The 13,175-nt window shown below is 46.1% G+C and carries 12 protein-coding genes; 10 read left to right on the top strand and 2 right to left on the bottom strand.

The genetic code is table 11. From position 1 onward, the window contains the following. Positions 1 to 127 precede the first annotated feature (127 nt). The 10 genes from iolE to iolG all read left to right on the top strand — a co-directional run bounded on the left by iolE (position 128) and on the right by iolG (position 11,035). Positions 128 to 1,021 carry a myo-inosose-2 dehydratase gene (gene iolE, locus HOP38_RS07000; RefSeq protein ID WP_006070644.1) on the top strand — a complete coding sequence of 298 codons (894 nt, stop codon included), beginning with the start codon at positions 128 to 130 and terminating at the stop codon, positions 1,019 to 1,021. 112 nt (positions 1,022 to 1,133) lie between these two features. After that, complete coding sequence (gene iolD / locus HOP38_RS07005) at positions 1,134 to 3,005, top strand: 3D-(3,5/4)-trihydroxycyclohexane-1,2-dione acylhydrolase (decyclizing) (RefSeq protein ID WP_096441244.1); 1,872 nt, start codon at positions 1,134 to 1,136, stop codon at positions 3,003 to 3,005. 73 nt (positions 3,006 to 3,078) lie between these two features. Beyond that, positions 3,079 to 4,254, top strand: a complete 1,176-nt coding sequence (locus HOP38_RS07010) for a Gfo/Idh/MocA family protein (protein ID WP_088877186.1) — start codon at positions 3,079 to 3,081, stop codon at positions 4,252 to 4,254. An 11-nt stretch (positions 4,255 to 4,265) separates the two neighbouring features. Continuing rightward, a complete protein-coding gene (iolC, locus tag HOP38_RS07015; protein WP_006070647.1) occupies positions 4,266 to 5,261 on the top strand; it encodes a 5-dehydro-2-deoxygluconokinase in 996 nt (331 codons plus the stop codon). A 165-nt stretch (positions 5,262 to 5,426) separates the two neighbouring features. Further along, entirely contained in the window at positions 5,427 to 6,296 is an 870-nt protein-coding gene (locus HOP38_RS07020; protein ID WP_006070648.1) for a 5-deoxy-glucuronate isomerase, read from the top strand. A 10-nt stretch (positions 6,297 to 6,306) separates the two neighbouring features. Continuing rightward, on the top strand, positions 6,307 to 7,134 hold the full coding sequence (locus HOP38_RS07025) for a class II fructose-bisphosphate aldolase (protein ID WP_006070649.1): 828 nt from the start codon (positions 6,307 to 6,309) through the stop codon (positions 7,132 to 7,134). Positions 7,135 to 7,210: 76 nt separating this feature from the next. Then, positions 7,211 to 8,044, top strand: coding sequence for a MurR/RpiR family transcriptional regulator (locus tag HOP38_RS07030; RefSeq protein WP_006070650.1), 834 nt, complete (start codon positions 7,211 to 7,213; stop codon positions 8,042 to 8,044). Positions 8,045 to 8,142: 98 nt separating this feature from the next. Continuing rightward, positions 8,143 to 8,967, top strand: coding sequence for a sugar phosphate isomerase/epimerase family protein (locus HOP38_RS07035; protein WP_006070651.1), 825 nt, complete (start codon positions 8,143 to 8,145; stop codon positions 8,965 to 8,967). A gap of 140 nt (positions 8,968 to 9,107) precedes the next feature. Further along, complete coding sequence (gene iolB, locus HOP38_RS07040) at positions 9,108 to 9,938, top strand: 5-deoxy-glucuronate isomerase (protein WP_198557733.1); 831 nt, start codon at positions 9,108 to 9,110, stop codon at positions 9,936 to 9,938. A gap of 113 nt (positions 9,939 to 10,051) precedes the next feature. Then, entirely contained in the window at positions 10,052 to 11,035 is a 984-nt protein-coding gene (iolG, locus tag HOP38_RS07045) for an inositol 2-dehydrogenase (protein WP_006070653.1), read from the top strand. Positions 11,036 to 11,081: 46 nt separating this feature from the next. On the opposite strand, the gene HOP38_RS07050 is transcribed toward iolG, so the two are convergent. Beyond that, complete coding sequence (locus HOP38_RS07050) at positions 11,082 to 11,912, bottom strand: MurR/RpiR family transcriptional regulator (RefSeq protein ID WP_006070654.1); 831 nt, start codon at positions 11,910 to 11,912, stop codon at positions 11,082 to 11,084. 217 nt (positions 11,913 to 12,129) lie between these two features. Beyond that, positions 12,130 to 13,149 (bottom strand): ABC transporter permease, encoded by a 1,020-nt coding sequence (locus tag HOP38_RS07055; protein WP_006070655.1) that lies wholly within the window; start codon positions 13,147 to 13,149, stop codon positions 12,130 to 12,132. Between the last annotated feature and the right edge of the window lie 26 nt (positions 13,150 to 13,175).

Genomic DNA, 13,175 nt, shown 5'->3' on the forward strand with positions numbered 1-13,175 from the left:
TTTTTTGGCTAAAGTAGTCCTCAGTGAAACAACAGGAGATGTTCAAAGTTTGCTAATGCGATGAATTGATCAACATGAGCGCTTTGAATCACTTGGAAAATCTTTAAAACATTGTCGGAGAATAAAAATGAGCAACGTGCAATATGGAATTAGCCCACTGACTTGGACCAACGATGATATGCCAGAGCTTGGTGGCGAGATCCCTTTGGAAACGTGTTTAAGTGAAATGGCTGAAGCTGGATTCACAGGCACAGAGCTAGGCACCAAGTATCCACGTGAGCCAGAAGTATTAGTACCACTACTTAAAGAACATGGCCTTGTACTCGCGTCAGGTTGGTATAGCGGCAACCTAATGACGATGACGGCTGATGAAGAGATTGCAGCGATGCAAGACCACATCAAGCTTCTTAAGGCAGCAGGCTGTAAAGCAATGGTATATGGTGAAGTGAGCAACACTGTCCATGGCGACATCAACACACCACTTTCACAGCGCGTCATCTTATCAATGGATGAGTGGAAAATGTACTGCGAGAAGTTGACCAAAGTCGCTGACTATCTGCTAAACGAACACGATATTAAGCTCTCTTTCCACCATCATGTTGGCACTATCTGTGAAACAGAAGATGACATCAACCTTATGATGGAATTCACGGGTGAGTCTGTATTCCTAACATTGGACACTGGCCACATCACATACGGTGGCGGTAACCCAGTGACTATGATTGAGCGTTGGGGTCATCGCATCGGTCACATGCATTTCAAAGACCTTCGTCTTGATGTCATGAAAGCGGCTCGCGAAGCTGATAAATCCTTCTTAAATGCTGTTCTTGACGGTGTATTCACTGTCCCTGGTACGGGCGATGTGGACTATGACGACGTGTTTGCTGCGCTTAAAGCTCGTAACTATCAAGGTTGGTTATTGGTTGAAGCTGAACAAGACCCAGCAAAAGCTCACCCACTAACTTACGCAAAAACTGCTTACGAGAACATCACAGGTTACGCGAAGAAATACGGCTTGTAATTGAGCTCTGGATGATGGGGAGCCACGCTCCCCATCACAAAGCTACGGGGTTAGGGATGCAAAACGTAGCTTACTCATGGAATGGACAAAGTTGAGACTACCGAGGAATAGAATGAAAACTGTACGCCTAACTGTCGCAGAAGCGCTTGCACAATACTTAGCTGCTCAAATGATCGAAATAGATGGAAAAAAAGAGCAACTTTTCGGCACCGCTTTTGCCATATTCGGTCACGGCAACGTGACGTGCTTTGGACAGCAACTTAAGAACATTGAAGACAAAATTCCGACTTGGCGTGGTCAAAATGAACAGTCGATGGCGACGGCGGCGATTGCTTATGCAAAAGCAAACCAGCGCAGACGTATTGGTATCGCGACAAGTTCAATTGGTCCGGGTGCAACCAATATGGTGACCGCAGCGGGTATTGCTCACACTAACCGACTTCCTGTGCTATTGATTTCAGGGGACGCATACGTAAGCCGTTTACCTGACCCAGTATTACAACAGCCGGAGAATTTCTACGACCCATCTATTACTTGTAACGATGCTTTCAAACCACTAACTCGTTACTGGGATCGTATTATCTCGCCTTCACAGCTGATGCACTCATTGCCTCAAGCGATAGACACCATGCTTGATCCAGAGACCTGTGGACCTGCATTTATCGGCCTTCCTCAAGATATTCAAGGCGTTGCTTACGATTTCCCTGAAGTGTTCTTCGAAGAAAAAGTTCACCGTATTCGTCGACCAGAGCCAGAAATTGCTGACCTTGAGGACGCAAAAGAAGTACTGATGAAAGCGGAAAAACCACTGATCGTATCTGGTGGTGGAGTGCATTACTCACTTGCAACTGATGAGCTCGCGGCATTCGCAAAACAACACAATATTCCGGTTGTAGAGACTATCGCGGGTCGTGCCACGATGTTGCAAGACAACCCGCTCAATGCAGGACCTATTGGTGTGACAGGCTCTGATTCGGCCAACTACATGGCGGCGCATGCGGATGTAGTCGTCGCAATTGGTACTCGTTTGCAAGACTTTACTACAGGTTCGTGGAGTGTATTCAAGAACCCAGACATGAAGCTTATCACTATTAACGTTGGCCGTTTTGATGCGATAAAACACCGCGCGCTGCCAGTCAAATGTGATGCCAAACGTGGCTTGGTTGAGTTATCGAAGTTACTTGGTGATTGGCAGGGTGATAATGCCTGGGCTCAAACTGCGAAAGAGCAGGCCGATGAGTGGAAAGCGGTCGTTCATCGTCGTACCAACCCTCAAGAGGGCGACCTGTTACCTGGACTGTCTTCATACGCAGAAGTGATTGGTAAGCTGAACAAATCCATGCAGCCGGGTGATACCGTGCTGACAGCCGCAGGTGGCCTGCCTGCTGAATTAGCAATGAACTGGCAAAACTACCAAATCGGCAAGTTTGATATCGAGTTTGGTTTCTCATGCATGGGCTATGAAATTGCCGGCGGTTGGGGCGCTAAAGTGGCGAACCCAGACAACGATGTGGTTGTGCTTGTCGGTGACGGCTCCTACCTGATTCAAAACTCAGACATTTACTCATCCGTCCTTACTGGTCACAAGATGATAGTCGTAGTGTGCGATAACGGTGGCTTTGCTGTTATCAACAAGCTTCAGAACAACACGGGTAACGACTCTTTTAACAACCTACTTGAAGACTGTCGTCGTCCTGATGGTGAAGTGGCTCGTGTCGACTTCGCTAAACACGCTGAAGCGCAAGGGGCGATCAGTGAGAAGCTGACGTCGGTAGATGAATTCGATGCAGCATTCCAACGCGCTAAAGAAGCCGACCGTACTTACGTTATCGTGGTTGATATTGACCCAGTATCGCCAGCAGCATGGTCTAAGTGCGATTGCTGGTGGGAAGTCGGTCTACCAGAGGTAACACGCAACGACCACGTCGCAGAGAAAGTGGTGAGTTGGGAAGAAGGCCGCGCCACACAGCGCCGCGGTGTCTAGTTCAGATTTCTATTTAATTTTCTAACACTTAATCTCGGCTCCTAGACACTAGGAGCCACACAAGGAGTCAAGCATGTTTAATGAAGAGCGTCATTTTGAACAGCCAATTCGTTGGGCAATGGTAGGTGGTGGTCGTGGTAGCCAAATTGGTTACTCTCACCGCAATGCAGCACAGCGTGATGGATTGTTTAAGTTGGTTGCGGGTGCGTTTGACCTAGATGCTGATCGTTGCCGCGATTTTGGCGTCAATCTTGGCCTAGATCCAGAGCGTTGTTACTCAAGCTATAAAGAGTTGTTTGCTCAAGAAGCACAGCGTGAAGATGGCATTCAAGCTGTCTCTATTGCTACGCCAAACTCTACTCACTACGAAATCTGTAAAGCGGCACTAGAAGCCAAGCTTCATGTGGTGTGCGAAAAGCCAATCACCTTTACGACTGAAGAGGCGGAAGAGCTAAAAACTATCGCGGCGCAAAACAATCGTGTTATCGGTGTGATGTATGGCTATACAGGTTTCCCTATGGTCCAACAGGCGCGTGAAATGGTGCAACGTGGTGACCTTGGTGAGGTTCGTGTCATCAATATGCAGTTCGCTCACGGCTTCCATAATGAAGAATACGAGAAAAATGACCCAGGTTTGAAATGGCGTGTGAGCCCTGAAGTATCAGGTCCTACTTATGTGTTAGGTGACATTGGTACCCATGCGTTTTATCTCAACGAGGTAATGACCGGACTAGAAGTTGATAGCTTGGCATGTATGCGCCAAAGCTTTATCGAATCTCGTGCGCCACTTGAAGATAACGCACATGTGATGATCAAGTTCAAAGGCGGCGCAGTTGGTACGCTTTGGGCATCGGCTGTGAACTCTGGTTCGATGCATCAACAGAAGATCCGTATTGTCGGCTCTAAAGCATCGATCGAATGGTGGGATGAGTATCCAAACCAACTTCGTTACGAAGTACAAGGTGAAGCACCTCGCGTACTAGAGCGTGGCATGGGGTACTTGTATCAAGACGCAGAAGGTGTTGCCTCTAACCGTGTTGGTGGTGGTCATGCTGAAGGTTACTTTGAGTCTTGGGCTAACCTATATCACCGTTTCGCTATGGCATTTGATGCAGCTGACCGTGATGACCAAGAAGCCCTTGCGGGTATTTGGTTCCCTGGTATTGATGCCGGCATCGAAGGGGTTCGTTTGTGTGAGAAGTGCGTTGAGTCTGCAGACCAAGGCGCGGCTTGGGTTAGCTACAAATAATAGGAACGACGATGACGAAAATTGCATTTCAACATGACAGACCGTTGGATGCCATCGTTTTAGGACGCGCGGGTGTGGATCTATACGCCCGCGAATCAAAAACCGATATGGCGGATTTGTCGGGCTTCAACAAGTTTGTTGGTGGTTCAGCGGCCAATATTGCGGTCGCTGTGAGCAAACTAGGTGGCAAAGTGGGTTTCATTGGTTGTGTTGCTGATGATGCGTTTGGTGGCTATGTAAAAGGTTACATGTCAGGACAGGGGATCAACCTAGACGGCATGATGACTGACAACTCTGGCTCTCGTACTTCGGTCGCTTTCACTGAGATGAAACCAAGTGACTGTACGGTCCTTATCTATCGAAATAACGCTTCTGATCTGACGATAAAGCCAGAGCAAATCGACCCTGAATATATCGCAAGTTCAAAGGTTTTGGTGGTGACAGGCACGGCACTTTCTGAGAGCCCAAGTCGTGAAGCTACGTTGATCGCGATGCAACATGCGCGTCGCAGTAACACTTTAGTTGTCTTGGATGTGGACTACCGTCCTTATTCATGGCGCACCGATACTGATGCTTCTATCTATTACGGGATTGCCTCTAGCCTGTCCGATATCGTGATCGGCAATCGTGAAGAGTTCGACATGATGGAAACGGTGATTGCACCGGGCAATAAGGATGACGATGCCACAGCAGAACGCTTTATGCGCGACAACACCCAGATTGTGGTGATTAAGGCTGGTGAGTTTGGTTCGAAAGTGTATTGCCGTGATGGCTCTAAGTTCCAGCAAGGCATCTTCCGAGTTGAAGTGAATAAGCCATTTGGCTCTGGTGACTCCTTTGCAGGTGGTTTGATTTGGACCTTAGTGAATGGTGGCACACTGCAAGAAGGCGTGAGAAATGGATCCGCTGCGGCTGCGATTAATGTCAGTGGGGATAGCTGTACCGAAGCTATGCCAACGAAAGAGCAGCTTTTTGATTTTATTGAGACAAGAAACCAAGGTGTTTAGTGGCATCGACTGATGTGATTGAAGACAGTATTTAGTCTCCCGGGCCGGTATTTCGACCTCAGATACTCGCGAAAATACACACCATCGTGGCCCGGTTTTTTTATTAATGAACAAGTTTAGGGAATTGAAACTGCGCTCAAGAAAAGAGCAGTGAGGAGAAAGAATATGGGTAAACACATACCACCCTACGATAATAAAAATGAGCCCATTGTAGGTATTAATGATGAAGTCACACCTTTGTGTTATTTCAACCAAGTTTGTTTGACTCAAGGCGGCACATTCAACCATGAGGTTGAAGGGTATGAGTCTGTCATCGTATTAGCTGGTGGCACTTGTAGTGTTTCAGTGACTAATGGGCAAGACACCCAAGTGTTCGACAACATTGGTAAACGTGCGTCAGTGTGGGACGGCAATCCAGAAGCGGTTTATGTACCACTTGGTTACACAGCGCAAATAGAGTGTGTCAGCGAGAATGCCGACATCATGATTGCTGGCGGTAAGTTTGAAGCGTCACTAGAACCGTTCTGCGTTCGTGAAGAGAATGTCGATATCGTTCAATACGGCTCAGACGACACCAAAACGCACCGTAAAATCAAACATGTTCTTGGTCAATCAAATGCTGACAAACGCGGTCGTTTGTTAGTCAGCGAATTGTTTACGGTTGGCGCTGGTGGTTGGTCAGGTTTCCCTCCACATAAGCATGATGAAGATCGTGTGAAAGAAGATGGCAGTCGAGAAACACTGTACGAAGAAGTGTATCAGTTCCGTTTTAACCCTGATTTCGGTTTTGGTGCTCAGTTCTTGTATGAACATGAAGATGACCATGGTCCGGTTTATCACGTTAAAACAGGCTCAGTAATCGCTATCGACAAAGGTTACCACCCAAGTGTGGCGGCACCGGGCTATGAGATGTATTACTTCACCATTATTGTTGGGAAGACTGACAAGTCTCTGATTCAACATTTTGACCCTCACCATGAATATCAAGTGAATACCATTCCCGGTATCAAAGATATGATTGCGAAGTTCAAATAGGAGACAAAGCATGTTAGTGAATCTTAATGATCTATTACCTGATGCGGCGGCTTCTGATTATTCAGTACCTTGTTTTAATATTTTCGGTTTCGAAGACGCAAGAGCAGTGGTAGAAGCGGCGGAAGAAGTTGGTAAGCCTGTCATTCTGGCTTGTAATAAAGACGTTGTCGATTTCTACGGTGTGGAAACCGCTGCGGCGATGTTCCTCAACCTCGCTCACAAGAGCAGCGTACCGGTCTGCCTACATTTGGACCATACTTATGAAGAAGACATTGTCTATCGTGCGCTTAAAGCGGGTTTCAGCTCGGTTATGTTTGATGGCTCTCAACTGACTCTGGATGAAAACATCGCTCGCACAAAAAAAGTGGTCGAAGTGGCTCACGCACTGGGTGCTTCTGTAGAAGGTGAGATTGGCTCAGTACCTTACGAAGAGGGACGCGACCATATCAAATCTATCTATACTGAGCCTGAGGATGCTGCTAGATTTGCCCAAGAAAGTGGCGTTGACTGTGTAGCAATCTCGGTAGGCAATATTCATCGTTTGACCGAGCCAACCTGTACTATCGACTTTGGGCGTTTAGATCGTATTGCCAATGAGGTCACTGTACCTTTAGTCATTCACGGAACGAGCGGTATTCGCGATGAAGACATGCTTAAGTTGAAACAGAGTCGCGTATCAAAATTCAATATTGGTACCTGCTTGCGTCAAGCTCTTGGTCATAACTTGCGCGGTTATATGAATGATGAACCGCAGAAATTTGATCGAATCTACTTTATGCAGAAAGCAATGCCGTATGTTAAGCAAGAAGCGATTCGCAACTTTGAATTATTATCATAAAATAGAGTCCCCAACCTAATTTGGGAAGGGGACCGGTTGACTATTTATTGCGTTCGGATAGGAGAGCGTTATCACTATGGATGTAGAAGTAAAAGTACCCGCTGATTTAGATTCGTTACGCGAGCTTATCGTGAAACGCTATGACGGCCTGAGCAGTAGGCTGCAGCAGGTAGCCGACTTTGTCATGGAACAGCCAATGCTGGTTGCCGTAGAAACCATGGCAACCATCGCGCAACAAGCCAATGTACCGTTGTCGACACTAAGTCGATTCTCCAATGCGATGGGCTTTGATGGCTTCACGTCTATGCAAATATTGTTTAGAGATCAGTATTTGAATCGTCCTAGAGACTACAAAGAACGTGTTCGTAAAGCACGTGAGATGGAAGATGTACCACACGATTCTCCACAAGCCATCTTTCAAGATTTTGGTGATGCCAATATTGAGGCGCTTGAACAACTTCAAGTTATGGTGTCGCCACAGAAATTGGAACGTGCTGTGGCCATGCTTGAAGGGGCTGAAACCATCTACATTCAAGGGATGCGCCGAGCTTACCCTGTAGCGTTCTACCTCTGGTATGCGTTAATGAAATCGGATAACAACGTTGTGCTCTTAGATGATCATGGTGGTATGTTGTCGCCCATGACGCGTCGTATGAACGAAAATGATGTGCTGTTCACGGTGACATTCAACCCTTACGCGCAAGAAACCAGTGACCTAATTGACGAAGCATACAAAAAGAACGTACCTATTATCGCCATTACCGACAATCAGATGACGCCTCAAGGCAGTAAGATGGAAGTGTGTTTTGAAGTGCAAGAAGGCGAGGTAATGGGGTTCCGCTCGTTGAGTAGTTCAATGTACCTAGCTCAGACATTAGCGGTTAGCTTAATGTGCCGCGAAGTAAATTAATCACAATTAATGAACATCCAGACTATTAAAGAGTAAGCCTTGTAAAGCAAATGCATCAAGGCTTAGCTTCTTGTTGCCAAAATTCAAGGAGATCCACTATGCGTTATGCTTTACATGGAATGTGTTCACTCCACAGCAATGTTATTTCTGACATTCGTTTAGCTCATGATACTGGGTATCAAGGGTTAGAAATCCACACTGAAAAACTCTGGCGCTACATTAAAGCCGGCCTATCCGCAGAGCAATTTAAACAGCGTTTAGATCATTTCAACATAGAGCCTACAGCGATTGATATTATTGGCGCCATCGAAGTGACGGATAAAGCGTCGAAAGCTCAATTGTTCCAAGATGCGGAAGTGTTATGTCAGTTCGCTCAGCAAATAGGTGCACCTACCATTCAACTTAATGCCTTTGAAGCATTGAACGGACTCACTTTAGAGCAAAATATTGAGCTGACAGCTCAAAATATACGTTCGATTGCGGATATAGGTAAAGATTATGGCATTCGCTTTCAATATGAGGGTGCTGCATGGACTCCCATTGCTTCGCTCGACGATTACTATCGTTTGTTAGATGCTGTAGGGCGCGACAACTTTGGCTTTGTTCTCGATACCTGGCATTTTTGGGCATGCCGAGGCGCAAGTCTCGAGCAAATCGCCAACATTGATCCCTCTCTTATCTACAACGTCCATATTTCAGATGGTACTCGCCCTGAAGAAGGAGCAGCTTGGCCAGATGAAAGAGAGTTACGTGGTCACTTTATTGGTCAAGGCGATATTCCTTTGTCTGAGTGGGTTGATGCCATCCAGTCTACGGGTTACCAAGGCTTCTATTCGGGCGAATATTTAAATGATCAAATGTGGGAGCAAGATTATTACGATGTCGCTACTAAGATGCTTAAAGGTATGAAAGCCCTGTTCTAAGCAAATAATGTGTCCACTTAACGGTTAAATATTCTCCGTATTAAGTGGACTTTGTTGTCTATGTCACGAAATAAATATTTCATATAAATATAATTGAATTAAATATTTCACAAGGCCTCATTGGCAACGGAGCGCTCCCAATGTCTTATCTACTTTCTAAGTATTCTCAATCATCTGTTGATTCCCGTGTTCAATCGATTACGCCAGAGAGTGCAAATTGGCAATACGTGGGCTTCTCAGTTTATGAGATCGCAAAAGGGGAAGTGTTAATGCTTGATCAAACGGCTACCGAGAAGTGTTTAGTCTTGGTGTCGGGAAGAGCAACTGTGACGGTTAATAATCAGGTGTTTAATAATATTGGTGAACGTATGTCGCCATTTGAAAAAGATGAAAACCAACAGCGTATTAAGCCACACTCGGTGTATGTCGCACCCCAGCAGAGTGTTCACGTACTGGCTGAAACGGATTTGGAACTAGCGGTTTGCGAAGCGCCCAGTGAAGGTACTTTTCCGACTCGTCATATTGCCCCTCAAGATGTTGATGCTGAGCACCGAGGTAAGCGACAGAACCAAAGGTACGTACACAATATTCTCCCAGATAACAAACTCGCGGACAGCCTGCTCGTCGTCGAGGTCTTTACTGAAGAGGGCTGTACGAGTTCTTATCCTAGCCATAAACACGACCAAGATATCGACGGCCAAGAAACCTATTTAGAAGAAACTTATTATCATCGCTTAGACCCGTCTCAAGGCTTTTGTATGCAGCGCGTGTACACCGATGATAGGGAGTTAGATGAGTGCATGGCGGTGTATGACAAAGACGTGGTCATGGTGCCAAAAGGTTACCACCCTGTAGCTACCATGGCAGGCTATGACAGCTATTACCTGAATGTAATGGCCGGACCTAAGCGCAAATGGCTGTTCAGTTGGGAGGGTCCTCATGCATGGATTAATTCTGAGGACTACATGTAATCGCGATGAGTGTCATATGGCTACCTACCGAAACCATGCCGCTCATGAGCAACTTATTCTGGTTTGACTCACCATCGAGTTGGACAAACGACAAGCAAAGGAAGGAGTGCAGAATGTATAATATCGCGCTGTTTGGAGCAGGGCGCATTGGGCAAGTTCATGCTGTGAACATTGCCAATCACCCTGAAACTAACTTGTATTCGGTGATTGACCCTTATGATGTCAATGCCAATCTTTTATGCGACCAATATGGTGCTAAACGTCAATCTATTGAAGAAGCAATGGCCGACACAAGTGTTGATGCGGTATGTATTTGTTCCGCTACCGATACTCACGCTGATTTGATTGAACTGGGCGCGAAAGCAGGTAAAACGATCTTCTGCGAAAAGCCGATCGATCTCGATTCAAGCCGAGTTCGTGATTGCTTGGGTGTTGTCGAACAATATAAGGTGCCTTTACTTGTCGGTTTTAATCGCCGTTTTGACCCTCACTTTGCGAACCTGAAACAACGCGTGGTAGAAGGTGAAGTAGGTGAGCCTGCGACACTGACGATTACCTCTCGCGACCCAGAGCCGCCACCTGCGGAATACAGTAAAGTATCTGGTGGCATGTTCCGTGATATGACTATCCATGATCTTGATATGGCGAGATTCATTTTGGGTGAAGACCCGGTCTCGGTCACTGCTCATGGCAGTTGTAAAATAGACCCTGAGATCGGAAAGGCAGGTGACATTGATACCGGAGTGATTGTATTGAACTTTGCGTCTGGTGCAATCGCTACGATTCAGAATAGTCGTAAGTCTGGTTACGGCTACGATCAGCGTATTGAACTGCACGGCGAGAAAGGCATGCTTCAAGCGGAAAACGTCCGTGAGAACCTGATAAGTATGACTTCTGCTCAAGGAGTAGAATGCGCGAAACCACTACACTTCTTCTTAGAGAGATATAAAGAGGCGTACATTGGGGAGTGGCAACACTTCGTAGACATTCTTAATGGTGGTAAGCCTAATTGTTCCGGTATCGATGGCGAGTTTGCACTGCGTTTAGCAGACGCCGCAATTGAGTCAATGAATAGCAAGCGAACGGTCTTTATCTAGTTCTTGACGATGTCATAAAAACAGCGCCCAATTTAGGGCGCTGTTTTTATTCGTGTTCATTATTAATCGCCATGGCAACGGCAATACTCTGAACCAAACATAGCGAAGCGGATTGAGAGCGAAAGGCGTCCACTTTGGCTTCTTTGATGACGAAACTGACATCGCTAAAAGCGGCGAGGGGGCTGACCTGACTATCTGTTATCACTATTTGCTTCGCACCTGCTTTGGAAGCCACTTCACTTAGGGCGACGGTTTCATTGGCATAAGGGCTAAAGCTGATGGCAACAATGGCATCGTTTGGACCAATCATGCTCAGTTGTTCTTCATACATTCCCCCGAGGCCATCAATCAGAAATGCACGTTTGTTTAAATGACGTAGTGCATAAGTGAAGTAGGAAGCCACGCTAAAAGAGCGGCGTAAGCCAATTAGATAGATGTTTTCGCAGCTCTGTAGAATATCGATAGCACTATTAAGATCGTGCTCTGAGGTTTGGTTTGCCAGGAAATTCATGGCTTGTGAGTTAGCGTTGGCAAACTCTTGAAGTATCTGTTTTGGGCTTTCAGGCGCTAATGGTTCTGTGTGTAGCTGCTTGTGGATTCTTGCTCGATCGGTATAGCTTGAGGTCTCTTCAACGATTTTGTTACGAAATAATTGTTTCATCTCATTGAAGCCACTAAAACCAAAGGCGCTGGCAAATCGAATTAAGGTGGAAGGTGGAACTTCGGCTTTCTGCGCAATGATAGCAACAGTTTCCAGTGCGATATCATTTGGGTTATCAAGCACATATTTTGCTACTTGTTGAAGTCGTTTACTTAAGCCGGAATATTCTAAACGTATTTGTTCTTGTAGTTCACTTAATGTAGCAGCCGCTATCATAGAGTTCTCCGAAAGCCAAAATCAAAGGATAGACGTACAAAATACCTCATTTTATAGTGGTTTGAAATATTTGTTTCATTGAGTGTGTAACGAGGAAGAAAAACGCGCCTTGTAAAAAGGCGCGATGAGCCAAACCGAGAGCGACTATACCGAGGCATCCAAGGTATCCTAGATAAGAGCCGCCTCGTACCCTACTCAAAGTTATTCTGTAGTTGCACTATTTACTCTTCTTATGGCGCTTCATATCAAACATAACGGCAAAGATAATGACTAAGCCTTTTACTACTTGCTGCCAGTAGGCCGAAACGTTGAGAAGGTCGAGACCATTTTGAAGTACACCCATAATCATGGTACCGATAATGGTTCCTTGTATCGTACCAATGCCCCCAGCGTGCGATACGCCGCCGACAGTCGCTGCTGCGATTGCATCTAGCTCGTACATGATCCCCAGACCCGGTTGACCAGAGTTGATTCGAGCCGCCAAAATCAGCGCAGATATACCCGCTAACAAACCCGCGTAGGTATAAACCAAGATCTTATAGCGCTTTACATTGATGCCAGAGACGTACGCGGCGGTTTCGTTACCACCGATGGCATAAGCGTATTTACCAAATCGGGTGTAGTTCAGTAGTACATATGACACGAAAGCCATCACAGCGAAAATGATAACAGGAACAGGAATACCCACGATGCTGCCTTGGCCAATCCATTGATAAGAATCAATAAGGCTACTTACAGGGCGACCATCTGAGTAAAGCAGGGCAGCGCCACGGGCAACGATCATCATACCTAGAGTCGCAATGAATGGAGGAATACCAGTGTAAGCAATGAGTGCTCCATTGATATAACCGCATAATGCGCCAACAGCTAATGCCGCTAGAATAGGAACGATGATAGGTAGCTCTGGCATCGCAGGGTACATACGCATTGACCAGTCGATGGTTTGCGCCATACTGGCTGAGACTACGGCCGCTACCGCAAGTACTGAACCAGAAGATAAGTCAATGCCTCGGGTAATGATGATGATAGTAACGCCAAGCGCAAGAAGACCAATACTTGCCATTTGAGTCATTACATTCAATAAGTTAGCGACCGATAGGAAAACGGGCGATAGGATGGACATTACAACACACATGAAGACAAATACTACGTATATCGCATATTTAGATACCATGCGCTTGAAATTAGTTTGAGCTTGACCTTCAGGTGAGGTCGCTTTAATCAGTTTAGCAATCATAACTGCATTCCTTGAGTTACTACTCT

The sequence above is a fragment of the Vibrio mediterranei genome, from assembly GCF_013364395.1.
Classification (GTDB): Bacteria; Pseudomonadota; Gammaproteobacteria; order Enterobacterales; family Vibrionaceae; genus Vibrio; species Vibrio mediterranei.

Bases quoted from the DNA above. Each gene is read 5' to 3' on its own strand.
- HOP38_RS07020 (WP_006070648.1), top strand. From the start codon at position 5,427: ATGGGTAAACACATACCACCCTACGATAATAAAAATGAGCCCATTGTA.
- HOP38_RS07010 (WP_088877186.1), top strand. From the start codon at position 3,079: ATGTTTAATGAAGAGCGTCATTTTGAACAGCCAATTCGTTGGGCAATG.
- HOP38_RS07035 (WP_006070651.1), top strand. From the start codon at position 8,143: ATGCGTTATGCTTTACATGGAATGTGTTCACTCCACAGCAATGTTATT.
- HOP38_RS07055 (WP_006070655.1), bottom strand. From the start codon at position 13,149: ATGATTGCTAAACTGATTAAAGCGACCTCACCTGAAGGTCAAGCTCAA.
- iolB (WP_198557733.1), top strand. From the start codon at position 9,108: ATGTCTTATCTACTTTCTAAGTATTCTCAATCATCTGTTGATTCCCGT.
- HOP38_RS07030 (WP_006070650.1), top strand. From the start codon at position 7,211: ATGGATGTAGAAGTAAAAGTACCCGCTGATTTAGATTCGTTACGCGAG.
- iolD (WP_096441244.1), top strand. From the start codon at position 1,134: ATGAAAACTGTACGCCTAACTGTCGCAGAAGCGCTTGCACAATACTTA.
- HOP38_RS07025 (WP_006070649.1), top strand. From the start codon at position 6,307: ATGTTAGTGAATCTTAATGATCTATTACCTGATGCGGCGGCTTCTGAT.
- iolC (WP_006070647.1), top strand. From the start codon at position 4,266: ATGACGAAAATTGCATTTCAACATGACAGACCGTTGGATGCCATCGTT.
- HOP38_RS07050 (WP_006070654.1), bottom strand. From the start codon at position 11,912: ATGATAGCGGCTGCTACATTAAGTGAACTACAAGAACAAATACGTTTA.
- iolG (WP_006070653.1), top strand. From the start codon at position 10,052: ATGTATAATATCGCGCTGTTTGGAGCAGGGCGCATTGGGCAAGTTCAT.
- iolE (WP_006070644.1), top strand. From the start codon at position 128: ATGAGCAACGTGCAATATGGAATTAGCCCACTGACTTGGACCAACGAT.